Raw genomic sequence first — 22797 nt, 5'->3', positions numbered from 1 at the left:
CAGCCAATTAAACGAAACCAGGCTATAATCAAGCCTGGTTTTTTGATGGAATTTCAGCGTGGCGCAGGCAGGTTTTATCTTAACCCGACACTGGCGGGACACCCCGCAAGGGACAGAGGTCTCTTTCTGGTTAGCGACGGACAACGGGCCGTTACAGGTTATGCTTGCACCGCAAGAGTCCGTGGCGTTTATTCCCGCCGATCAGGTTCCCCGCGCCCAGCATATTTTGCAGGGTGAACAAGGCTTTCGCCTGACGCCGCTGGCGTTAAAGGATTTTCATCGCCAGCCGGTGTATGGCCTTTACTGTCGCGCCCATCGCCAGTTAATGAATTACGAAAAGCGCCTGCGTGAAGGTGGCGTTACCGTCTACGAGGCCGATGTGCGCCCGCCAGAACGCTATCTGATGGAGCGGTTTATCACCTCACCGGTGTGGGTCCAGGGTGATATGCGCAATGGCGCTATCGTTAATGCCCGTCTGAAACCGCATCCCGACTACCGCCCGCCGCTCAAGTGGGTTTCTATTGATATTGAAACCACCCGCCACGGTGAACTGTACTGCATCGGTCTGGAAGGCTGCGGGCAGCGCATCGTTTATATGCTGGGGCCGGAGAATGACGATGCCTCCGCGCTTGATTTCGAACTGGAGTACGTCGCCAGTCGTCCGCAGCTGCTGGAAAAACTCAACGCCTGGTTTGCTAACCACGATCCTGATGTGATCATCGGCTGGAACGTGGTGCAGTTCGATCTGCGAATGCTGCAAAAACATGCCGAGCGCTACCGTATTCCACTGCGTCTGGGGCGCGATAACAGCGAGCTGGAGTGGCGCGAGCATGGCTTTAAAAACGGCGTCTTTTTTGCCCAGGCCAAAGGTCGGCTAATTATCGACGGTATCGAGGCGCTGAAATCTGCATTCTGGAATTTCTCTTCGTTCTCGCTGGAAACCGTCGCTCAGGAGTTATTAGGCGAAGGAAAATCTATCGATAACCCGTGGGATCGGATGGACGAAATTGACCGCCGTTTCGCCGAAGATAAACCTGCGCTGGCGACTTATAACCTGAAAGATTGCGAACTGGTGACGCAGATCTTCCATAAAACCGAAATTATGCCGTTTCTACTCGAACGGGCGACGGTGAACGGCCTGCCGGTGGATCGGCACGGGGGGTCGGTGGCGGCGTTTGGTCATCTCTATTTTCCCCGAATGCATCGCGCTGGTTATGTCGCGCCTAATCTCGGCGAAGTGCCGCCGCACGCCAGCCCTGGCGGCTATGTGATGGATTCACGGCCAGGGCTTTATGATTCGGTGCTGGTGCTGGACTATAAAAGCCTGTACCCCTCGATCATCCGCACCTATCTGATTGATCCCGTCGGGCTGGTGGAAGGCATGGCGCAGCCTGATCCAGAGCACAGCACCGAAGGCTTTCTCGATGCCTGGTTCTCGCGGGAGAAACATTGCCTGCCGGAGATTGTGACTAACATCTGGCACGGGCGCGATGAAGCCAAACGCCAGGGCAATAAGCCACTGTCGCAGGCGCTGAAGATCATCATGAATGCCTTTTATGGCGTGCTCGGGACTACCGCCTGTCGCTTCTTCGATCCCCGCCTGGCGTCGTCAATCACCATGCGTGGTCATCAGATCATGCGGCAAACCAAAGCGTTGATTGAAGCGCAGGGCTATGACGTAATCTACGGCGATACTGACTCAACATTTGTCTGGCTGAAAGGCGCGCACTCCGAAGAAGAAGCGGCGAAAATCGGTCGTGCACTGGTGCAGCACGTTAACGCCTGGTGGGCAGAAACGTTGCAACAGCAACAGCTAACTAGCGCACTGGAATTGGAGTATGAAACCCATTTCTGCCGTTTTCTGATGCCAACCATTCGCGGAGCTGATACGGGCAGTAAAAAGCGCTACGCCGGGCTGATTCAGGAAGGCGATAAACAGCGGATGGTGTTTAAAGGGCTGGAAACCGTACGCACCGACTGGACACCGCTGGCCCAGCAGTTTCAGCAGGAGCTATACCTACGTATCTTCCGCAACGAGCCATATCAGGAATACGTTCGCGAAACCATCGACAAACTGATGGCTGGCGAACTGGATGCACGGCTGGTTTACCGTAAACGCCTTCGCCGTCCGCTGAGCGAATATCAGCGTAATGTTCCGCCTCATGTACGCGCCGCTCGCCTTGCCGATGAAGAAAACCAAAAGCGCGGTCGCCCCTTGCAATATCAGAACCGCGGCACCATAAAGTATGTATGGACCACCAACGGCCCGGAGCCGTTGGACTATCAACGTTCACCGCTGGATTACGAACACTATCTGACCCGCCAGCTTCAGCCAGTGGCGGAAGGAATACTCCCCTTTACAGAGGATAATTTTGCTACACTAATGACCGGGCAACTTGGGCTATTTTGAGCAAAAAAAAGAGTTCGCCAGATGCCATTTTGATGCGTGACGAATGCTTTGCCATCCAGTACCATAGCGCCCTTTCCATTCCTGGACCTGAATAACACCACTACCTCATAAGCACGGTAGCGGGTGGTTATTGCCTGCAATTAAAGATATAGAGCCAAACACATATGCCTTTTACACTTGGTCAACGCTGGATCAGCGATACAGAAAGCGAATTGGGACTTGGAACCGTTGTCGCGGTGGATGCGCGAACTGTCACTTTACTTTTCCCATCTACTGGTGAAAACCGTCTGTACGCACGCAGTGATTCCCCCGTGACCCGCGTGATGTTCAACCCTGGTGATACTATTACCAGCCACGACGGCTGGCAGATGCAAGTCGAAGAAGTAAAAGAAGAAAATGGCTTGCTGACCTATATCGGTACTCGCCTGGATACTGAAGAGTCCGGCGTGGCCCTGCGTGAAGTTTTCCTTGATAGCAAACTGGTGTTCAGCAAACCGCAGGACCGTCTGTTTGCCGGGCAGATTGACCGTATGGACCGCTTTGCGCTGCGTTATCGCGCGCGTAAGTATTCCAGCGAACAGTTCCGTATGCCGTACAGCGGCCTGCGCGGTCAGCGTACCAGCCTGATCCCGCACCAGCTCAACATCGCTCATGATGTTGGCCGCCGCCACGCGCCGCGCGTCCTGCTGGCCGACGAAGTGGGTTTAGGGAAAACCATTGAAGCCGGGATGATCCTGCATCAGCAACTGCTCTCTGGCGCTGCTGAACGTGTGCTGATTATCGTCCCGGAAACTTTACAGCATCAGTGGCTGGTTGAAATGCTGCGCCGCTTCAATCTGCGTTTTGCCCTGTTTGATGATGAGCGTTACGCCGAAGCCCAGCACGATGCCTACAACCCGTTCGACACCGAACAGCTGGTCATTTGCTCGCTGGATTTTGCCCGTCGTAGCAAACAGCGTCTGGAACATCTCTGTGAAGCCGAGTGGGACCTGCTGGTGGTCGATGAAGCGCATCACCTGGTGTGGAGCGAAGATGCGCCGAGCCGTGAATATCAGGCTATTGAACAACTGGCAGAGCACGTGCCCGGCGTTCTGCTGCTGACCGCGACCCCGGAACAACTGGGGATGGAAAGCCACTTCGCCCGTCTGCGCCTGCTGGATCCGAACCGTTTCCACGATTTCGCGCAGTTCGTTGAAGAGCAGAAAAATTATCGTCCGGTAGCAGATGCCGTTGCCATGCTGCTGGCAGGTAACAAACTCAGCAATGACGAACTGAACATGCTCGGTGAGATGATCGGCGAGCAGGATATTGAGCCGTTACTACAAGCGGCAAACAGCAACAGCGAAGATGCCCAGAGCGCCCGTCAGGAACTGGTTTCCATGCTGATGGATCGCCACGGCACCAGCCGCGTGCTGTTCCGTAACACGCGTAACGGTGTTAAAGGCTTCCCGAAACGCGAGCTACACACTATTAAACTGCCGCTGCCGACGCAGTATCAGACGGCGATTAAAGTGTCCGGCATTATGGGCGCACGTAAAAGTGCGGAAGACCGCGCTCGCGATATGCTCTACCCGGAGCGTATTTATCAAGAATTTGAAGGCGATAACGCCACCTGGTGGAACTTCGACCCGCGCGTAGAATGGCTGATGGGTTACCTGACCAGCCATCGCTCTCAGAAAGTGCTGGTGATCTGCGCTAAAGCCGCTACCGCGCTACAACTGGAGCAGGTACTGCGCGAGCGTGAAGGTATCCGCGCCGCGGTGTTCCACGAAGGCATGTCGATTATTGAGCGTGACCGCGCTGCGGCATGGTTTGCCGAAGAAGACACCGGCGCGCAGGTGCTGCTGTGTTCGGAAATCGGTTCTGAAGGGCGTAACTTCCAGTTCGCCAGCCACATGGTAATGTTCGATCTGCCGTTCAACCCGGATCTGCTGGAGCAGCGTATTGGTCGTCTGGATCGTATCGGTCAGGCACACGATATTCAGATCCATGTGCCTTATCTGGAAAAAACCGCTCAGTCGGTACTGGTGCGCTGGTATCACGAAGGTCTGGATGCATTCGAGCACACCTGCCCGACCGGACGCACTATCTACGATAGCGTGTATAACGATCTGATTAACTACCTGGCCTCACCGGATCAAACCGAAGGCTTTGACGATCTGATCAAAAACTGCCGCGAGCAGCACGAGGCGTTGAAGGCACAGCTGGAACAGGGTCGTGACCGCCTGCTGGAGATCCACTCCAACGGTGGCGAAAAAGCGCAGGCATTAGCTGAAAGCATTGAAGAGCAGGATGACGATACCAACCTGATCGCCTTCGCCATGAACCTGTTCGATATTATCGGTATCAATCAGGACGATCGCGGCGACAACATGATCGTGCTGACGCCGTCCGATCATATGCTGGTGCCGGACTTCCCGGGCCTGTCGGAAGATGGCATCACCATCACCTTCGACCGTGAGGTAGCGCTGGCGCGTGAAGATGCGCAGTTTATTACCTGGGAGCATCCGCTGATCCGCAACGGTCTGGATCTGATCCTCTCTGGCGATACCGGTAGCAGCACGATTTCACTGTTGAAAAACAAAGCGTTGCCGGTAGGTACGCTGTTGGTGGAGCTGATTTATGTCGTTGAAGCCCAGGCTCCGAAGCAGTTGCAGCTCAACCGCTTCCTGCCGCCGACGCCGGTACGTATGCTGCTGGATAAAAATGGCAACAACCTGGCGGCGCAGGTGGAGTTTGAAACCTTTAACCGTCAGCTTAACGCGGTTAACCGCCACACTGGCAGCAAGCTGGTTAATGCCGTGCAGCAGGATGTTCACGCTATCCTTCAGCTGGGTGAAGCGCAGATCGAGAAATCTGCCCGTGCATTGATTGATGCAGCACGTAACGAAGCCGACGAAAAACTGTCTGCCGAGCTGTCTCGTCTGGAAGCTCTGCGCGCAGTGAACCCGAACATTCGTGACGATGAACTGACCGCCATTGAGAGCAACCGTCAGCAGGTAATGGAAAGCCTGGATCAGGCAGGCTGGCGTCTGGATGCCCTGCGTTTGATCGTTGTGACGCATCAGTAACGGAGCCGAAAATGGGGATGGAAAACTACAATCCGCCGCAGGAGCCCTGGCTGGTTATCCTGTATCAGGATGACCACATTATGGTGGTCAACAAGCCGAGCGGTTTGTTGTCTGTGCCGGGGCGTCTGGAGGAGCACAAAGACAGCGTGATGACGCGCATTCAGCGTGATTATCCGCAGGCGGAATCGGTGCATCGTCTGGATATGGCTACCAGCGGCGTGATTGTAGTGGCGCTGACCAAAGCCGCGGAGCGGGAATTAAAACGCCAGTTCCGCGAGCGCGAGCCGAAAAAGCAGTATGTGGCCCGCGTCTGGGGGCACCCATCCCCAGCGGAAGGTCTGGTCGATCTGCCGCTGATTTGCGACTGGCCAAACCGCCCGAAACAGAAAGTCTGTTACGAAACGGGTAAACCTGCGCAGACGGAATATGAAGTGGTGGAGTATGCAGCGGATAACACGGCAAGAGTGGTGTTAAAACCGATTACCGGGCGTTCGCATCAGCTGCGTGTGCATATGTTGGCGCTGGGTCATCCGATTCTCGGCGATCGTTTTTATGCATCACCAGAAGCGAGAGCTATGGCACCGCGTTTGTTACTACATGCAGAGATGCTGACGATTACCCATCCGGCGTATGGCAATAGTATGACGTTTAAAGCGCCAGCGGATTTTTAATCCTTTTCTGTACGTTTATACCCTCATCCTAAGGGCTGCCTCTTGTACATAAATCCCCGAGTCCGGGGATTTTTTTTCTGCCAAACTGCTTTCAGTTGTTGCGTGTGGCTACGCTTTCCATTCGGTAATTCCCTTCCTGCTCCACAGCGAATTTTTGAACTTTTTTTCACCCGTTGATCGTCTCTAATATTTCATTTTATCGGGTTTGTTATGGTCCTTTCTGATTGTTATTCATGGGCTAATTAGCCGTCTGGTTGGCGATGCCCATCTCGGTGATCCGCGTCGTGCACGACGCCTTGCATCACCAGCCTCTTCTCTAGCTCATCATGCAGGTCTTTCTAATTGTGAAATCATCCCACGCTACTGCTAAGGTTGAAGGGGCGTTCCAGCCCCTTCAACCTTAGCTTATTCTGGATCATTCAATAATTGCGTTGGCAATAATTTTTCAGCAGTACTTTGTTTAGTAGCAACTCCTTCAGTAACAATTTTTTTGGGGGTGATTTTATTAATAATAATTACCTCAGCATATAGGCGGGTAGCACCGTCCACGGTAGCACCGTCCAGGATAGCACCGTCCAGGGTAGCACCGTCCAGGTTAGCATTCCACCCAGGTTTCATGTAAAGGTTTTCATTGCTATATTTCATTATTTTTTTACCAAAGTAACAATCCCTCATGTCAACGCCGGGAAGGTAAGCCTCTCTAAGATCAACGCCCAAGTTACCTGGGCCTTTATGCAGCTGCAACGTCTGAGTACATATCTCCTTATTTTCAATAAAAAAAGTGACACTTAACTCGATATCACCGAAGGTCTCGGCGACCCAGCGCATATTGCCCTTTGCGACCATCTCATCCGGATTTTTTACGCATGTTTTGAGTTCATTGAATAATTCCAGACTATGGATAAACTTTTCTTTCTCATTCTCGTTGACAGCCCCAGTAAAGTATTTTGAGGCGTTGATGTTGCCAGCCTTTTTATTCACGAAATTGAACAGAAGTTTATAAGCCTCAGTCTGTTTATCTGACCAGAACAGATGACGTAACGTCTCCCACAAGCGTTGAAAGATATTCATCTTCACGTCCATCTTGTCCCCGCTCACCATCTTATAAATATCGTTATTGTTCATATTTAAAAGTGTTGCCGGCATGCCTGGAACTGATACTTTCATGGTAATAGCCTCGCATTGAGTTAAAAACTCATGATGCGCGCTCTGAATAAATATACTTTCAAAAATCGCTCATTCAGATATGTGTTTTTTATTTTTAAGACGTAAAAATATAATTCCGCTCGTCGTAAAGCTCTCAACCTTAAGCAGGGTCAACGCGATAAAACCAACAGACCCCCTCCCGTAAACCGTGCATTGAGCCTGTCCACCATTCTGAGTAAACGCCTTTTCTCAAAGAAGTGACCGCCAGGGCGGCCACCTTTAATCGTGGGCAGTTACTCAGCATCATTTACAGGGTTATTTAAACCCCTTCTGCTGCTTTATCAGCTCATAGGCCTGCTGAATTTCCTGCGCTTTTTGCTTCGCCATCTCCATCATCTCAGGCGGCAAACCTTTTGCTACCAGCTTATCGGGATGGTGTTCACTCATCAGCTTACGGTAGGCACGTTTGATGGTGGTCGCATCATCCGTCGGCTTCACGCCCAGCACATTACAGGCATCTTCCAGCGTCGGGCCACGCTGCGCTTGCTGCCAGTTACCACCGCCAGATTGCTGCTGATAACCGCCGCCAAACTGTGCACCGCCCTGCATCATGCGCAAAAACTGGTCAAACTGGGCACGGGAGATCCCTAATTCTTCAGCAATGACATACAGCACTGCCCGTTCATTCGGATGCAGCGAACCATCAGCAAACGCCGCCTGAATCTGGATCTCCAGAAACATACGAATTAAGTCAAAACGACCAAAGCAGACACTGCGAAACTGGCGCATCTTTTCGCGCAGCGGGTAATTGTCTGATTTTCCAACCCGAAACGCATTTTGCGCCGCAGTACGGGAAGCGCCATGAAGGTTCATTCGGTCCATCAACTGGCTGGCGATATGAATATCAGCCTCCGTGACGCGACCTTTGGATTTGGTTAAATGCCCCATCACTTCAAAAGTGGTGGCAAAAAACAGCGCCTGACGCTCACGCTGGTTGGCGAACCACGCCATTTTACGGCTACGGGCTTTATCAAACATATGGCCAATTAACAGGCCTAACACTACGCCCCAAAAGCCGCCGCCCATCAGTAAGGCCACGGCCACGCCAATGATTTTTCCCCAATACTGCATATATTCCCCAAATCGACACACGGATATCAGGGCTATCTCCCACAATATAAAGGTGCTTTTACCGTTTTCCGGCTGCGGTCAATTGTGGGACATCGCCTATAATTTGCATTATCATACCTGTCATTCAATGCCGTGCCTAACACCACTGACGCTATTCGGACAGGATTAACACTAGCGTAGAGATGACGAGTACGTTAGTCTCTGACCGTTTGTCACGCGCAACGTTACCGATGATGGAACAATAAAATCAACGTATGAAAAAACGTATCCCCACTCTCCTGGCCACCATGATTGCCACCGCCCTTTATAGTCAACAGGGACTGGCAGCCGACCTCGCCTCACAGTGCATGTTGGGCGTGCCAAGCTATGATCGTCCTCTGGTACAGGGCGATACCAATGACTTACCCGTGACTATCAATGCTGACCACGCGAAAGGGGACTACCCGGATGACGCCGTGTTTACTGGCAGCGTGGATATCATGCAGGGTAACAGCCGTCTGCAGGCCGACGAAGTGCAGCTCCATCAAAAAGAGGCACCAGGACAACCGGAGCCAGTACGTACCGTTGATGCGCTCGGTAATGTCCATTACGACGATAACCAGGTGATCCTCAAAGGGCCGAAAGGCTGGGCGAACCTGAACACCAAAGATACCAACGTCTGGGAAGGTGATTACCAGATGGTGGGTCGCCAGGGTCGCGGTAAAGCGGACCTGATGAAACAACGTGGTGAAAACCGCTATACCATTCTGGATAACGGTAGCTTTACCTCCTGTCTGCCGGGTTCCGACACCTGGAGCGTAGTAGGTAGCGAAATTATTCATGACCGCGAAGAACAAGTTGCGGAAATCTGGAACGCCCGCTTTAAGGTGGGTCCGGTACCGATCTTTTATAGCCCATATTTGCAGTTGCCGGTGGGTGACAAACGTCGCTCTGGTTTCTTGATCCCGAACGCCAAGTACACCACCACCAACTACTTTGAGTTCTACCTTCCATATTACTGGAACATCGCACCAAATATGGATGCCACCATCACGCCGCATTATATGCATCGTCGTGGCAATATCATGTGGGAGAACGAATTCCGCTACCTCTCCCAGGCGGGCGCTGGCTTGATGGAACTGGACTATCTGCCTTCAGATAAAGTCTATGAAGATGAACACCCGAACGATGACAGTTCACGTCGTTGGTTGTTCTACTGGCAACACTCCGGGGTTATGGATCAGGTGTGGCGTTTCAACGTCGACTACACCAAGGTGAGCGATCCTAGCTACTTCAATGATTTTGATAACAAGTACGGTTCCAGTACTGACGGCTACGCAACGCAAAAATTCAGCGTTGGCTATGCGGTGCAAAACTTCAATGCCACCGTTTCAACCAAGCAGTTCCAGGTCTTCAGCGAGCAGAACACCAGTAGCTACTCGGCAGAGCCGCAGTTAGACGTTAACTACTACCAGAATGATGTTGGTCCGTTTGATACGCGTATTTACGGCCAGGCAGTGCACTTTGTTAACACCAGAGACGACATGCCTGAAGCAACCCGTGTTCACCTGGAACCGACCATCAATTTGCCGCTCTCTAATAACTGGGGCAGCATCAATACCGAAGCGAAGTTGCTGGCAACCCATTATCAGCAAACTAATCTTGACTGGTATAACTCCAGAAACACGACCAAGCTGGACGAATCCGTTAACCGCGTAATGCCGCAATTCAAAGTTGACGGCAAAATGGTCTTTGAACGCGATATGGAAATGCTGGCTCCGGGTTATACCCAAACGCTGGAACCGCGTGCGCAGTATTTGTACGTGCCGTATCGCGATCAGAGCGACATCTATAACTACGACTCGTCTCTGCTGCAATCTGACTACTCTGGCCTGTTCCGGGACCGGACTTACGGCGGTCTTGACCGTATTGCCTCCGCTAACCAGGTGACGACCGGTGTCACATCTCGCATATATGATGATGCTGCCGTTGAACGTTTTAATATTTCCGTTGGTCAAATCTACTATTTCACGGAGTCTCGCACTGGCGATGACAACATAACATGGGAGAATGACGACAAAACGGGCTCACTGGTATGGGCAGGCGATACTTACTGGCGTATCTCCGAGCGTTGGGGATTGCGTGGCGGGATTCAGTACGATACACGTCTGGATAACGTAGCAACCAGTAACTCCAGCATTGAATACCGTCGGGATGAAGACCGTCTGGTGCAGTTGAACTACCGTTACGCCAGCCCGGAATATATTCAGGCTACGCTGCCTAAGTACTATTCCACGGCAGAGCAATATAAGAATGGTATTTCGCAGGTAGGTGCCGTCGCCAGCTGGCCAATTGCCGATCGTTGGTCAATTGTCGGGGCCTACTACTACGACACCAATGCGAACAAGCAAGCCGACTCTATGTTAGGTGTGCAATATAGCTCCTGCTGCTATGCGATTCGCGTCGGTTACGAGCGGAAGCTGAACGGTTGGGATAACGATAAACAACATGCGGTATATGACAACGCAATCGGCTTTAACATCGAACTTCGCGGCCTGAGCTCCAACTATGGTCTGGGTACGCAAGAGATGCTGCGTTCGAACATTCTGCCGTATCAAAACACTTTGTGATTTGTTGATTTACCACGTAATCCGCAGTGCGGTTAATTGAAATGGAAAAAGTATGAAGAACTGGAAAACGCTGCTTCTCGGTATCGCCATGATCGCGAATACCAGTTTCGCTGCCCCCCAGGTAGTCGATAAAGTCGCAGCCGTCGTCAATAACGGCGTCGTGCTGGAAAGCGACGTTGATGGATTAATGCAGTCGGTAAAACTGAACGCTGCCCAGGCAAGGCAGCAACTTCCTGATGACGCGACGCTGCGCCACCAAATCATGGAACGTTTGATCATGGATCAAATCATCCTGCAGATGGGGCAGAAAATGGGAGTGAAAATCTCCGATGAGCAGCTCGATCAGGCGATTGCTAACATCGCTAAACAAAACAACATGACGCTGGATCAGATGCGCAGCCGTCTGGCTTACGACGGTCTGAACTACAACACCTATCGTAACCAGATCCGCAAAGAGATGATTATCTCTGAAGTGCGTAACAACGAAGTGCGTCGTCGCATCACTATCCTGCCGCAGGAAGTCGAATCTCTGGCGCAGCAGGTGGGTAACCAAAACGATGCCAGCACTGAGCTGAACCTGAGCCACATCCTGATTCCGCTGCCAGAAAACCCGACCTCTGATCAGGTGAACGAAGCGGAAAGCCAGGCGCGCGCTATTGTCGATCAGGCGCGTAACGGCGCTGATTTCGGTAAACTGGCGATTGCTCATTCTGCCGACCAGCAGGCGCTGAACGGCGGCCAGATGGGCTGGGGCCGTATTCAGGAGTTGCCGGGGATCTTCGCCCAGGCATTAAGCACCGCGAAGAAAGGCGACATTGTTGGCCCAATTCGTTCCGGCGTTGGCTTCCATATTCTGAAAGTTAACGACCTGCGCGGCGAAAGCAAAAATATCTCGGTGACCGAAGTTCATGCTCGCCATATTCTGCTGAAACCGTCGCCGATCATGACTGACGAACAGGCCCGCGTGAAACTGGAACAGATTGCTGCCGATATCAAGAGTGGTAAAACGACTTTTGCTGCCGCAGCGAAAGAGTTCTCTCAGGATCCAGGCTCTGCTAACCAGGGCGGCGATCTCGGCTGGGCTACGCCAGATATTTTCGATCCGGCCTTCCGTGATGCGCTGACCCGCCTGAACAAAGGTCAAATGAGTGCACCGGTTCACTCTTCATTCGGCTGGCATTTAATCGAACTGCTGGACACCCGTAATGTCGATAAAACCGACGCTGCGCAGAAAGATCGTGCGTACCGCATGCTGATGAACCGTAAGTTCTCGGAAGAAGCAGCAAGCTGGATGCAGGAACAACGTGCCAGCGCCTACGTTAAAATCCTGAGCAACTAATGGTTAAAACCCAACGTGTTGTGATCACTCCCGGCGAACCCGCCGGGATTGGCCCGGACTTAGTTGTCCAGCTTGCACAGCGTGAGTGGCCGGTCGAACTGGTTGTTTGTGCCGATGCCACTCTCCTTACCGACCGGGCAGCGATGCTCGGTTTGCCGCTCACCCTCCGCCCTTATACCCCCAACTCCCCTGCACAACCGCAAACTGCGGGCACATTAACGCTACTTCCTGTCGCGCTACGTGAATCTGTCACTGCGGGGCAGTTAGCGGTTGAAAATGGGCATTATGTGGTGGAGACGCTGGCGCGAGCGTGTGATGGCTGTCTGAACGGTGAATTTGCTGCGCTGATCACAGGCCCCGTGCATAAAGGCGTCATTAACGACGCAGGCATTCCGTTTACCGGTCATACCGAGTTTTTCGAAGAGCGTTCGCAGGTGAAAAAAGTGGTAATGATGCTGGCGACCGAAGAACTTCGCGTGGCGCTGGCAACGACGCATTTACCGCTGCGCGATATCGCAGACGCTATCACCCCTGCGCTTTTGCACGAAGTCATTGCTATTTTGCATCACGATTTGCGGACCAAATTTGGTATTGCCGAACCGCGCATTCTGGTCTGCGGGCTGAATCCGCACGCGGGCGAAGGCGGTCATATGGGTACGGAAGAGATAGACACTATCATTCCGGTGCTCGACGAGTTACGGGGGCAGGGGATGAAACTTAACGGGCCGCTGCCTGCCGATACCCTGTTTCAGCCGAAATATCTCGATAACGCCGACGCCGTGCTGGCGATGTACCACGATCAGGGTCTTCCCGTGCTAAAATACCAGGGCTTCGGGCGCGGTGTGAACATTACGCTGGGCCTGCCCTTTATTCGCACATCAGTGGACCACGGCACCGCGCTTGAACTGGCGGGACGTGGCAAAGCCGATGTCGGCAGTTTTATTACGGCGCTTAATCTCGCCATCAAAATGATTGTTAACACCCAATGAATAATCGAGTCCACCAGGGCCACTTAGCCCGTAAACGCTTCGGGCAAAACTTTCTCAACGATCAGTTCGTGATCGACAGCATTGTTTCTGCCATTAACCCGCAGAAGGGCCAGGCGATGGTCGAAATCGGCCCCGGTCTGGCGGCATTGACCGAACCGGTCGGCGAACGTCTGGACCAGCTGACGGTCATCGAACTTGACCGCGATCTGGCGGCACGTCTGCAAACGCATCCATTCTTAGGCCCGAAACTGACGATTTATCAGCAGGATGCGATGACCTTTAACTTTGGCGAACTGGCCGAGAAAATGGGCCAGCCGCTGCGTGTTTTCGGCAACCTGCCTTATAACATCTCCACGCCGTTGATGTTCCATCTGTTTAGCTATACTGATGCCATTGCCGACATGCACTTTATGTTGCAAAAAGAGGTGGTGAATCGTCTGGTTGCAGGACCGAACAGCAAGGCGTATGGTCGATTAAGCGTCATGGCGCAATACTATTGCAACGTGATCCCGGTGCTGGAAGTACCGCCGTCAGCCTTTACACCACCACCCAAAGTGGATTCCGCCGTCGTGCGCCTGGTTCCTCATGCAACGATGCCTCACCCGGTCAAAGATGTTCGCGTGTTGAGCCGCATCACCACCGAAGCCTTTAACCAGCGTCGTAAAACCATTCGTAACAGCCTCGGCAACCTGTTTAGCATCGAGGTGTTAACCGGAATGGGGATCGACCCGGCGATGCGAGCGGAAAATATCTCTGTCGCGCAATATTGCCAGATGGCGAACTATCTGGCGGAGAACGCGCCTTTGCAGGAGAGTTAACGATGATCAATTCGCCCCGAGTGTGTATTCAGGTTCAAAGCGTCTACATTGAGGCACAATCTTCACCTGATAATGAACGTTACGTTTTTGCTTATACCGTAACCATACGCAATCTGGGGCGAGCGCCAGTGCAGTTGTTGGGGCGTTACTGGCTGATCACCAATGGCAATGGCCGTGAAACCGAAGTCCAGGGCGAAGGAGTGGTTGGCGTCCAGCCACTTATCGCGCCTGGCGAAGAGTACCAGTACACCAGCGGTGCAATCATTGAAACCCCGCTGGGCACCATGCAGGGTCACTACGAAATGATCGATGAAAATGGCGTCCCTTTCAGCATCGACATTCCCGTATTCCGACTCGCCGTTCCCACACTCATTCATTAAAAGAATATGGCGACATACCTTATTGGCGACGTTCATGGTTGTTACGATGAACTGATCGCATTGCTGCATAAAGTAGAATTTACCCCTGGGAAAGACACCCTCTGGCTGACAGGCGATCTGGTCGCGCGCGGCCCTGGTTCGCTGGATGTTCTGCGCTATGTGAAATCCTTAGGCGACAGCGTACGTCTGGTGCTGGGCAATCACGATCTGCATCTGCTGGCGGTATTCGCCGGGATCAGCCGCAATAAACCGAAAGATCGCCTGACACCGCTGCTGGAAGCGCCGGATGCCGACGAGCTGCTTAACTGGCTGCGTCGCCAGCCTCTGCTGCAAATCGACGAAGAGAAAAAGTTGGTGATGGCCCACGCCGGGATCACGCCGCAGTGGGATCTGCAGACCGCCAAAGAGTGCGCACGCGATGTAGAAGCGGTGCTGTCGAGTGACTCCTATCCCTTCTTCCTGGATGCCATGTACGGCGATATGCCAAATAACTGGTCACCGGAATTGCGGGGGCTGGGAAGACTGCGTTTTATCACCAACGCCTTTACCCGTATGCGCTTTTGCTTCCCGAACGGTCAACTGGATATGTACAGCAAAGAATCGCCGGAAGAAGCCCCTGCCCCACTGAAACCGTGGTTTGCGATTCCTGGCCCTGTCGCTGAAGAATACAGCATCGCCTTTGGTCACTGGGCATCGCTGGAGGGCAAAGGTACGCCGGAAGGTATTTACGCGCTGGATACCGGCTGCTGCTGGGGGGGTACATTAACCTGCCTGCGCTGGGAAGATAAACAGTATTTTGTCCAGCCGTCGAACCGGCATAAAGATATGGGTGAGGGAGAGGCGGTCGCGTCTTAAATCCCGTCGAGCATAAAATCTAATGCTCCTTTAATCAAAGTTCGGTGCGCGCTGGCATCGCAAAATTTCGTTCCCAGCGTGTTAACTGGAACAGTTGCAGTCTCATGCGTCATGAGCACATAATCTTTGCCGTCTACCAGTAAAAGGATTGGGTTAAGCCGTTCTGGTGGGCGAATATGGCTAAATCGTTCAATAGGTGTTAATGGAATAACGATACGGCGATTAATCTCACCAATAATGTCGCTGGTAACATCGATAACAAAGGGAAACGCGGCGTTCCTGCCGCGACTGCGGTATACCGTAAATTGCATCGCTAGAAGCTCCGGTACTCATCAGAGAAACATCCGGTTTCATCAGCCAATTGGTTTAACGCAGCGATAGCTTCTGCGTTCTCTTCACGCCAACGTGTTGCTGCATGTTTTTTAAGTTCAGCATTGAGCGCAACCGTAAGGGTGGCGCTCATATTTAAGCCTGCATCACGAGCGCGATTGACTAACTCACGGTCGACGGTGACGGTCACACTTTGTGTGGTACGTTTTGCAGTCATGATATCGTGCTCCTGTACAATTTATACGTCTAGTATACACGGATATCTGCACGTATCAGTGATGCCGGAATTCTAATATACAAACTTACCGCCGTTCCAGAATCTCAAAGCAATAGCTATGAGAGTTCTGCGCATCAGCGTCGTGGAATTCGCTGAATACCGATTCCCAGTCATCCGGCTCGTAATCCGGGAAATGGGTGTCGCCTTCCACTTCTGCGTCGATATGCGTCAGATACAGTTTTTGCGCTTTGGGCAGGAACTGCTCATAAACGCGACCACCGCCAATCACCATGATTTCTGGTACGTCACCACACGCCGCGATGGCTTCATCCACCGACTTCACCCACGTTACGCGATCGTCCGTACCCGGTTGACTGCTGAGGATAATATTTTTGCGTCCTGGCAGCGGACGACCGATGGATTCCCAGGTATGGCGGCCCATAATCACTGGTTTATTTAAGGTGTTGCGTTTAAACCAGGCGAGATCGGCAGGCAGGTTCCACGGCATGGCGTTTTCCATGCCGATAACGCGATCTACCGCTAACGCCGCAATCAGACTGATCATTGAGATTTCCCGATAAAAAAAATTGTCGCCACTATACGTAAAGCGTAAACCGTCGTCGACTGGTGCGAGGATGATGTTGAGGAAAATTTTATATTCTGCTGGCGAGTCCACGCTCTCCCCCTGGACTCGCCGCATTACAATGAAACAAAAACAAACAGTTAGCTGTAAAGTGTGATTTACGTCACTCTTTATTAGGATGAGGGCTTCGTTTCCGGTTCATCCGCCATATTGCCGGTATGTTTCCCTTCTTCGGTTCCCTGCCAGCCATGTCGTTGAATTAATGACAGATGTTCACGGTCTTCGGTAATGATCTCACTTAACATCGCGCTGGTGCGTTTATAGACCGCCGCACGGGCTTTGGTGTCGTTCTCAACCATTGCCATCTCTTCCACCATCTGAATATTAAAGCGGCGGAACACATCGGCGCGTTCTCGCGCTTCATACGGCCCCAGACCTAAACTTTCCAGCGCCAGACGCCCGGTTTTCAGCGCACCTTCAAAGGTTTCACGCTCTGGCTTTTCAACGCCTGCCTGACGCAAACGAATGTAGTGATCGACATCGCGGGCGCGGGCAATAATCTGCAGATGCGGGAAATGTTCTTTCACCATCTCCGTCAGTTGCAGGTTGGTTTGTGGATCGTCAATGGCGTTAATCAGCACTTCTGCTTTCGCCGCTCCGGCAGACTCCAGTAAATCCATCCGCGTGGCATCGCCGTAAAACACTTTCATGCCAAATTTGCGCAAGGTTTCGATATGGTCAGGATCATGATCGAGCACCACCATTTTCACCCCGCTGGAGAGCAGTAAACGTCCGGTAATCTGTCCATAACGACCGAATCCAGCAATGATCACCCGCGGCTGTTCTTCATCAATCTCATCAGCTTCACGCGCTTGTTCGGTAGAAGATTGCTCAAGGCGATTGAGGATCACCAGCAGAATCGGCGTTGCCGCCATCGACAGCGCCACCGCCAGGGTCAGCGACTTCGCCCACTCCGGCTCCAGCACATTCGCCATTTGCGCCGCGCCAAATACCACAAAGGCAAACTCACTGCCCTGCCCTAACAGCACCGCAAACCAGCGACGCTGTTTATTCGGCACCTGCAACGGTCGGGCAATCAGCCACAGCATAGCGATTTTGATGATGAGGAAACCGAGCAGCAAAATGACAATGCGCAACGGATTTTCAAGCAACGTGCCAAAGTCTATCGACATGCCAACACCGATGAAAAACAGCCCCAACAGCAAACCTTTAAATGGCTCGATATCGCTTTCCAACGCATGGCGGTATTCCGAGCTTGCCAGCAGTACGCCCGCCAGAAACGCGCCCATCGCCATCGACAAGCCGACCTCTTCCAGCAGCAAACCAAAGCCAAACACGAGGAATAACGCCACGGCACTAAACACTTCCCGCAAGCCAGAGCGGGCAACAAAACGCAGCGCCGGACGCGTGACATAGCGCCCCAGCAGTACCACCAGCACCAGTGCACCCGCCACTTTTAACGCCGAGAGAGCAAATGCGCCCATCGTCGTCGAGGCACTGCTCGCCGCCAGTAGCGGGATCATCGCTACCAGCGGGATCGCGGCGATATCCTGGAACAGCAGCACCGCAAAGGCGCTACGGCCCATTTGTGTCACCATCAGGTTGCGTTCATTCATCGCCTGCATGGCAATTGCCGTTGATGAGAGCGCCAGTGTCATGCCGATCAGTTCCGCTACCTGCCAGCGCAGACCAAGGAACATGCAGAACAGCCCCAGCAGGCCGCCGCAAATCACCATCTGTAATGCACCACCACCAAACACTGCCGCACGCAACTTCCACAGCCTTTGTGGATCGAGTTCGAGGCCGATAATAAACAGCATCAGCACCACGCCGATCTCGGCAAAGTGCAGAATAGATTCGGCATCGGTCACCAGTCGCAGCCCCCACGGGCCAATAATGCAGCCGGCGATCAGGTAGCCAAGTACCGATCCCAGACCAAGACGTACCGCAATGGGTACAATCAGCGCCGCCGAACCGAGATAAATCAGCGCCTGAATCAGCGTATGGCTATCCATGATGTGCCTCCTGCCATTCCAGCAGACGTTGCTTATAATGACGCGCCTGCCCTTCGAGGGTTTCGTCGTCACAAATAAAGGTACAGTGCATGGCAAACGGTGGCAGCCAGTTCAGCCCGCAGTAGATTGCCGTCGCCTGTAGCGGCTGCGACAGCACATCAAAGCCCGGATGCGCGCCAATCTCAAAATGACTTTCCCCGCCGCCGGTCGTCACCGCCCACAGCAAATGTTTACCATGCAGTGCCGTGCCGCCGTGACCGTAAGCCCAGCCGTGCGAGAAAACTTTATCGATCCAAAGTTTAAGGAGCGGAGGAATGCTGTACCACTGCATCGGGTGCTGCCAGACGATCAGGTCGGCGCGAGACAACGCCTCCTGCTCGGCAGCAATATCGATATTGAAGTCAGGATAGAGTTGATAAAGAGAGCGAACTTCGACGCCTTCCAGCGTCCTTGCGTGTTCAAGCATCCGTTTATTCGCATGAGAATGATGCGGATACGGATGCGCATAAATTATGAGGATCATAGTTAACTCGCGTGTTTACGCCTTTGTTTTCCCACAAAGTGTAGTCATATATTCACGCGGCTTATAGTCAATAATATTGATTCAGAAAAAGCAGAAATCTGAATCAGTTGTCCAACTCACTCATATCTTTAACCTGATCGCGGTTGATCTGTTCAGTTTGCCCGGTTTGCGCATTTTTGTAAGAAACCAGCCCGGTATCGTCATCAACCTGCGGTTTACCATCGGTGACTATCGTTTGGCCATCGGTTGTTCTTACCGCCTGGTTTGAGGAACAGCCAGCCACAGTGAACATTACCGCCGCGGCGAAGATTGATGTGATCAATACTTTATGTTGCATCGTCTTTTCCTCTGCTTTGCTGTAGTAAGCATTCAGTTTAGGTTAACTGCCTGAAAGCAAGTGAAAAAACAGAAGATTCTGAGGCGAGTTGCGCCCGGCAACAGCAATGTTACCGGGCGCGGAGGGGTTACTTCTTAATCTGCGCGTGCATTTCCTGCACCGAAATTACTTTTTCAGTCGCATCGGCATTCAGCGCCATCGCGGTAGCGAAACCACCGTTCAGGGTGGTGTCATAGTGCACTTTATATTGCAGCGCACTGCGACGAATCACGCGGGAGTCCTCAATCGCACGACGGCCTGAGGTGGTGTTGATGATGTAGGTATATTCGCCATTCTTGATACGGTCCTGAATGTGCGGACGACCTTCATGCACCTTGTTCACCAGACGCGGGTTAATACCTGCTTCGCCCAGCACAATCGCTGTGCCGTGGGTCGCATCCAGCTCGAAGCCCTGTTTCAGCAGTTTTGCCGCCAGGTCAACCACGCGTTCTTTATCGCCTTCACGCACGGAGAGCAACGCACGACCGTGTTTCTTCATCGTGGAGTTACTGCCCAGCTGCGCTTTGGCAAACGCTTCAGCGAAGGTGCGGCCCACGCCCATCACTTCCCCGGTAGAGCGCATTTCTGGCCCTAACAGCGGGTCAACGCCGGGGAATTTGTTGAACGGCAGCACCACTTCTTTCACCGAGTAATATGGCGGGATAACTTCTTTAGTTACGCCCTGCTCAGCCAGCGATTTGCCAGCCATCACACGCGCCGCTACTTTCGCCAGCGGTACGCCGGTGGCTTTGGAGACGAACGGAACGGTACGCGCCGCACGCGGGTTAACTTCAATCAGGTAGACTTCGTTGTTTTTCACCGCAAACTGCACGTTCATCAGTCCGCGCACCTGCAATTCGAAGGCCAGTTTCTGCACCTGTTGGCGCATCACATCCTGAATTTCCTGACTTAAAGTGTAGGCTGGCAGAGAACATGCGGAGTCACCGGAGTGCACGCCCGCCTGCTCAATATGCTCCATGATGCCGCCAATCAGCACCATTTCACCGTCGCAGATGGCGTCCACATCCACTTCTACCGCGTCATCGAGGAAGTGGTCCAGCAATACTGGTGCATCGTTAGACACGCTCACCGCCGTCTGGAAGTAGCGACGCAGGTCAGCTTCGTCATAGACGATTTCCATCGCCCGACCGCCGAGAACGTAAGACGGACGCACCACCAGCGGGTAACCAATCTCTTTTGCCTTCTCAACCGCCATTTCAATAGCGGTAACGGTGGCGTTCGCCGGTTGTTTCAGTTTCAGACGGTCAACCGCATGCTGGAAGCGTTCACGGTCTTCCGCACGGTCGATAGCATCCGGGCTGGTGCCGATAACCGGTACGCCAGCGGCTTCCAGTGCGCGCGCCAGTTTCAGCGGGGTCTGACCGCCGTACTGAACGATAACGCCTTTCGGCTTCTCAATACGCACGATTTCCAGCACATCTTCCAGAGTTACCGGCTCGAAGTAGAGGCGATCGGAAGTGTCGTAGTCAGTGGAGACGGTTTCCGGGTTACAGTTAACCATAATGGTTTCGTAACCGTCTTCACGTAGCGCCAGCGAGGCGTGTACACAGCAGTAGTCGAATTCAATACCCTGACCGATACGGTTCGGGCCGCCGCCGAGCACCATGATTTTGTCACGGTCAGATGGGTTGGATTCGCACTCTTCTTCATAGGTGGAGTACATATACGCGGTGTCGGTGGCAAATTCTGCCGCACAGGTATCCACACGTTTGTAGACCGGGTGCAGGTCATACTGGTCGCGTAGCTTGCGGATTTCCGCTTCGCGCACGCCCGCCAGTTTAGCCAGACGCGCATCGGCAAAGCCTTTGCGTTTCAACTGGCGCAGGAAGTCAGCGTTCAGGCCAGTGATGCCCACTTCCGCCACTTTCTCTTCCAGACGCACCAGTTCTTCAATTTGTACCAGGAACCAGCGGTCAATGTTGGTCAGGTTAAAGACGCCGTCTACAGACAGGCCCGCACGGAAAGCATCGGCGATGTACCAGATACGATCTGCGCCTGCGTCTTTCAGCTCGCGGCGAATTTTGGTCAGCGCTTCCGGGTCGTCCAGGCTGACTTTCGGGTCAAAACCAGTCGCACCGACTTCCAGGCCGCGCAGGGCTTTTTGCAGGGATTCCTGCTGCGTGCGACCAATCGCCATCACTTCGCCGACGGATTTCATCTGAGTGGTCAGACGATCGTTAGCACCGGCGAATTTCTCGAAGTTGAAGCGAGGAATTTTGGTCACCACGTAGTCGATGGACGGTTCGAAGGAGGCCGGAGTACGCCCGCCAGTGATGTCGTTCATCAGTTCATCGAGGGTGTAACCAACCGCCAGTTTCGCCGCCACTTTGGCAATCGGGAAACCGGTGGCTTTCGACGCCAGCGCCGAAGAACGGGACACTCGCGGGTTCATTTCGATAACAATCAGGCGACCATTTTTCGGGTTCACCGCAAACTGGACGTTGGAACCACCGGTTTCAACGCCGATTTCACGCAGCACCGCCATCGAGGCGTTACGCATGATTTGATATTCTTTGTCGGTCAGCGTTTGGGCTGGCGCGACAGTGATGGAGTCACCGGTATGGATGCCCATCGCATCGAAGTTTTCGATAGAGCAGACGATGATGCAGTTGTCGTTTTTATCACGCACCACTTCCATCTCGTACTCTTTCCAGCCGATCAGCGACTCATCAATCAGCAACTCTTTGGTCGGAGAGAGATCCAGACCGCGGGCGCAAATTTCTTCAAACTCTTCGCGGTTATAAGCGATACCGCCACCGCTACCGCCCATAGTAAAGGATGGGCGAATAATGCACGGGAAGCCCACATCAGCGGCAACTGCCAGCGCTTCTTCCATGGTGTGCGCGATACCGGAACGCGCAGTTTCCAGACCGATTTTCTTCATCGCCACGTCGAAACGGCGGCGGTCTTCGGCTTTATCAATCGCATCGGCGGTGGCACCAATCATGGTGACGCCGAACTCTTCCAGCACGCCCTGACGCTCCAGCTCCAGCGCACAGTTCAGCGCTGTCTGACCGCCCATCGTTGGCAGCACCGCGTCCGGACGCTCTTTTTCAATAATCTTGCGTACCACTTCCCAGTGAATCGGCTCGATGTAGGTCGCATCAGCCATTTCCGGGTCGGTCATGATGGTCGCTGGGTTGGAGTTCACCAGAATGACGCGGTAACCCTCTTCGCGCAGGGCTTTACATGCTTGCGCGCCAGAGTAGTCAAACTCACACGCCTGACCGATAACAATCGGGCCCGCACCCAGAATCAGGATACTTTTTATATCTGTACGTTTTGGCATGGC

18 protein-coding genes and 1 pseudogene are annotated in these 22797 nt (G+C 53.1%); 10 read left to right on the top strand and 9 right to left on the bottom strand.

What is annotated here, in order from left to right:
- The first annotated feature begins 58 nt into the window (after nt 1-58).
- The 4 genes and pseudogenes from polB to BEB54_RS07935 all read left to right on the top strand — a co-directional run.
- A complete protein-coding gene (gene polB, locus BEB54_RS07950; RefSeq protein WP_105277275.1) occupies nt 59-2410 on the top strand; it encodes a DNA polymerase II in 2352 nt (783 codons plus the stop codon).
- A 164-nt stretch (nt 2411-2574) separates the two neighbouring features.
- Nucleotides 2575-5481, top strand: a complete 2907-nt coding sequence (rapA, locus tag BEB54_RS07945; protein WP_001117032.1) for an RNA polymerase-associated protein RapA — start codon at nt 2575-2577, stop codon at nt 5479-5481.
- Between the two features lie 11 nt (nt 5482-5492).
- Nucleotides 5493-6152 carry a bifunctional tRNA pseudouridine(32) synthase/23S rRNA pseudouridine(746) synthase RluA gene (gene rluA, locus BEB54_RS07940; protein WP_000525176.1) on the top strand — a complete coding sequence of 220 codons (660 nt, stop codon included), beginning with the start codon at nt 5493-5495 and terminating at the stop codon, nt 6150-6152.
- Nucleotides 6153-6362: 210 nt separating this feature from the next.
- A pseudogene (locus BEB54_RS07935) lies at nt 6363-6541 on the top strand (transposase DNA-binding-containing protein); the annotation flags it as partial.
- 16 nt (nt 6542-6557) lie between these two features.
- On the opposite strand, the gene espY1 reads toward BEB54_RS07935, so the two are convergent.
- The gene (espY1, locus tag BEB54_RS07930; RefSeq protein ID WP_088541454.1) at nt 6558-7319 is read right to left on the bottom strand and encodes a T3SS effector EspY1; all 762 of its coding nucleotides are present in this window, start codon (nt 7317-7319) and stop codon (nt 6558-6560) included.
- Nucleotides 7320-7613: 294 nt separating this feature from the next.
- Nucleotides 7614-8429, bottom strand: coding sequence for a co-chaperone DjlA (gene djlA, locus BEB54_RS07925; protein WP_001200573.1), 816 nt, complete (start codon nt 8427-8429; stop codon nt 7614-7616).
- 254 nt (nt 8430-8683) lie between these two features.
- On the opposite strand from djlA, the gene lptD reads away from it, so the two are divergent.
- From lptD to apaH, 6 genes are read left to right on the top strand one after another with little or no spacing between them, the layout of a single operon-like run.
- Nucleotides 8684-11038 carry an LPS assembly protein LptD gene (gene lptD, locus BEB54_RS07920; protein WP_000746156.1) on the top strand — a complete coding sequence of 785 codons (2355 nt, stop codon included), beginning with the start codon at nt 8684-8686 and terminating at the stop codon, nt 11036-11038.
- A gap of 52 nt (nt 11039-11090) precedes the next feature.
- Nucleotides 11091-12377, top strand: coding sequence for a peptidylprolyl isomerase SurA (gene surA / locus BEB54_RS07915; protein ID WP_000800457.1), 1287 nt, complete (start codon nt 11091-11093; stop codon nt 12375-12377).
- A complete protein-coding gene (gene pdxA / locus BEB54_RS07910) occupies nt 12377-13366 on the top strand; it encodes a 4-hydroxythreonine-4-phosphate dehydrogenase PdxA (RefSeq protein ID WP_032183190.1) in 990 nt (329 codons plus the stop codon). The genes surA and pdxA overlap by 1 nt, the downstream gene beginning before the upstream one ends.
- On the top strand, nt 13363-14184 hold the full coding sequence (gene rsmA, locus BEB54_RS07905) for a 16S rRNA (adenine(1518)-N(6)/adenine(1519)-N(6))-dimethyltransferase RsmA (RefSeq protein WP_001065375.1): 822 nt from the start codon (nt 13363-13365) through the stop codon (nt 14182-14184). Before pdxA ends, rsmA begins: the two co-directional genes overlap by 4 nt.
- A gap of 2 nt (nt 14185-14186) precedes the next feature.
- Entirely contained in the window at nt 14187-14564 is a 378-nt protein-coding gene (apaG, locus tag BEB54_RS07900; RefSeq protein WP_000610901.1) for a Co2+/Mg2+ efflux protein ApaG, read from the top strand.
- Nucleotides 14565-14570: 6 nt separating this feature from the next.
- The gene (apaH, locus tag BEB54_RS07895; protein WP_000257196.1) at nt 14571-15419 is read left to right on the top strand and encodes a bis(5'-nucleosyl)-tetraphosphatase (symmetrical) ApaH; all 849 of its coding nucleotides are present in this window, start codon (nt 14571-14573) and stop codon (nt 15417-15419) included.
- Here the strand turns inward: apaH and BEB54_RS07890 are convergent.
- From BEB54_RS07890 to carB, 7 genes are all read right to left on the bottom strand, one after another.
- Nucleotides 15416-15730 (bottom strand): CcdB family protein, encoded by a 315-nt coding sequence (locus BEB54_RS07890; RefSeq protein ID WP_105277274.1) that lies wholly within the window; start codon nt 15728-15730, stop codon nt 15416-15418. The two genes, apaH and BEB54_RS07890, sit on opposite strands and share 4 nt — an antisense overlap.
- A gap of 2 nt (nt 15731-15732) precedes the next feature.
- The gene (locus BEB54_RS07885; RefSeq protein ID WP_000125566.1) at nt 15733-15966 is read right to left on the bottom strand and encodes a type II toxin-antitoxin system CcdA family antitoxin; all 234 of its coding nucleotides are present in this window, start codon (nt 15964-15966) and stop codon (nt 15733-15735) included.
- Between the two features lie 85 nt (nt 15967-16051).
- Nucleotides 16052-16531 carry a type 3 dihydrofolate reductase gene (folA, locus tag BEB54_RS07880; protein ID WP_000624375.1) on the bottom strand — a complete coding sequence of 160 codons (480 nt, stop codon included), beginning with the start codon at nt 16529-16531 and terminating at the stop codon, nt 16052-16054.
- A 191-nt stretch (nt 16532-16722) separates the two neighbouring features.
- Nucleotides 16723-18585, bottom strand: a complete 1863-nt coding sequence (kefC, locus tag BEB54_RS07875) for a glutathione-regulated potassium-efflux system protein KefC (RefSeq protein ID WP_088541457.1) — start codon at nt 18583-18585, stop codon at nt 16723-16725.
- Nucleotides 18578-19108, bottom strand: coding sequence for a glutathione-regulated potassium-efflux system oxidoreductase KefF (gene kefF, locus BEB54_RS07870; protein WP_032183187.1), 531 nt, complete (start codon nt 19106-19108; stop codon nt 18578-18580). The genes kefC and kefF overlap by 8 nt, the downstream gene beginning before the upstream one ends.
- A gap of 103 nt (nt 19109-19211) precedes the next feature.
- The gene (locus BEB54_RS07865; RefSeq protein WP_032183186.1) at nt 19212-19445 is read right to left on the bottom strand and encodes a YgdI/YgdR family lipoprotein; all 234 of its coding nucleotides are present in this window, start codon (nt 19443-19445) and stop codon (nt 19212-19214) included.
- 127 nt (nt 19446-19572) lie between these two features.
- Nucleotides 19573-22794, bottom strand: coding sequence for a carbamoyl-phosphate synthase large subunit (gene carB, locus BEB54_RS07860; RefSeq protein ID WP_105277273.1), 3222 nt, complete (start codon nt 22792-22794; stop codon nt 19573-19575).
- Nucleotides 22795-22797: the final 3 nt, after the last annotated feature.

This window comes from Escherichia sp. MOD1-EC6021 (genome assembly GCF_002965245.1).
Classification (GTDB): domain Bacteria; phylum Pseudomonadota; class Gammaproteobacteria; order Enterobacterales; family Enterobacteriaceae; genus Escherichia; species Escherichia coli_F.
Note: the sequence above shows the minus strand (reverse complement) of the source record. Positions and strands in the feature narration are given on the sequence as shown.

Excerpts from the sequence above, each read along its gene's own strand:
- lptD (WP_000746156.1), top strand. The coding sequence starts at position 8,684 with ATGAAAAAACGTATCCCCACTCTCCTGGCCACCATGATTGCCACCGCC.
- surA (WP_000800457.1), top strand. The coding sequence starts at position 11,091 with ATGAAGAACTGGAAAACGCTGCTTCTCGGTATCGCCATGATCGCGAAT.
- kefC (WP_088541457.1), bottom strand. The coding sequence starts at position 18,585 with ATGGATAGCCATACGCTGATTCAGGCGCTGATTTATCTCGGTTCGGCG.
- kefF (WP_032183187.1), bottom strand. The coding sequence starts at position 19,108 with ATGATCCTCATAATTTATGCGCATCCGTATCCGCATCATTCTCATGCG.
- BEB54_RS07865 (WP_032183186.1), bottom strand. The coding sequence starts at position 19,445 with ATGCAACATAAAGTATTGATCACATCAATCTTCGCCGCGGCGGTAATG.
- djlA (WP_001200573.1), bottom strand. The coding sequence starts at position 8,429 with ATGCAGTATTGGGGAAAAATCATTGGCGTGGCCGTGGCCTTACTGATG.
- apaH (WP_000257196.1), top strand. The coding sequence starts at position 14,571 with ATGGCGACATACCTTATTGGCGACGTTCATGGTTGTTACGATGAACTG.
- folA (WP_000624375.1), bottom strand. The coding sequence starts at position 16,531 with ATGATCAGTCTGATTGCGGCGTTAGCGGTAGATCGCGTTATCGGCATG.
- rsmA (WP_001065375.1), top strand. The coding sequence starts at position 13,363 with ATGAATAATCGAGTCCACCAGGGCCACTTAGCCCGTAAACGCTTCGGG.
- BEB54_RS07885 (WP_000125566.1), bottom strand. The coding sequence starts at position 15,966 with ATGACTGCAAAACGTACCACACAAAGTGTGACCGTCACCGTCGACCGT.
- apaG (WP_000610901.1), top strand. The coding sequence starts at position 14,187 with ATGATCAATTCGCCCCGAGTGTGTATTCAGGTTCAAAGCGTCTACATT.
- rluA (WP_000525176.1), top strand. The coding sequence starts at position 5,493 with ATGGGGATGGAAAACTACAATCCGCCGCAGGAGCCCTGGCTGGTTATC.
- espY1 (WP_088541454.1), bottom strand. The coding sequence starts at position 7,319 with ATGAAAGTATCAGTTCCAGGCATGCCGGCAACACTTTTAAATATGAAC.
- carB (WP_105277273.1), bottom strand. The coding sequence starts at position 22,794 with ATGCCAAAACGTACAGATATAAAAAGTATCCTGATTCTGGGTGCGGGC.
- rapA (WP_001117032.1), top strand. The coding sequence starts at position 2,575 with ATGCCTTTTACACTTGGTCAACGCTGGATCAGCGATACAGAAAGCGAA.
- pdxA (WP_032183190.1), top strand. The coding sequence starts at position 12,377 with ATGGTTAAAACCCAACGTGTTGTGATCACTCCCGGCGAACCCGCCGGG.
- BEB54_RS07890 (WP_105277274.1), bottom strand. The coding sequence starts at position 15,730 with ATGCAATTTACGGTATACCGCAGTCGCGGCAGGAACGCCGCGTTTCCC.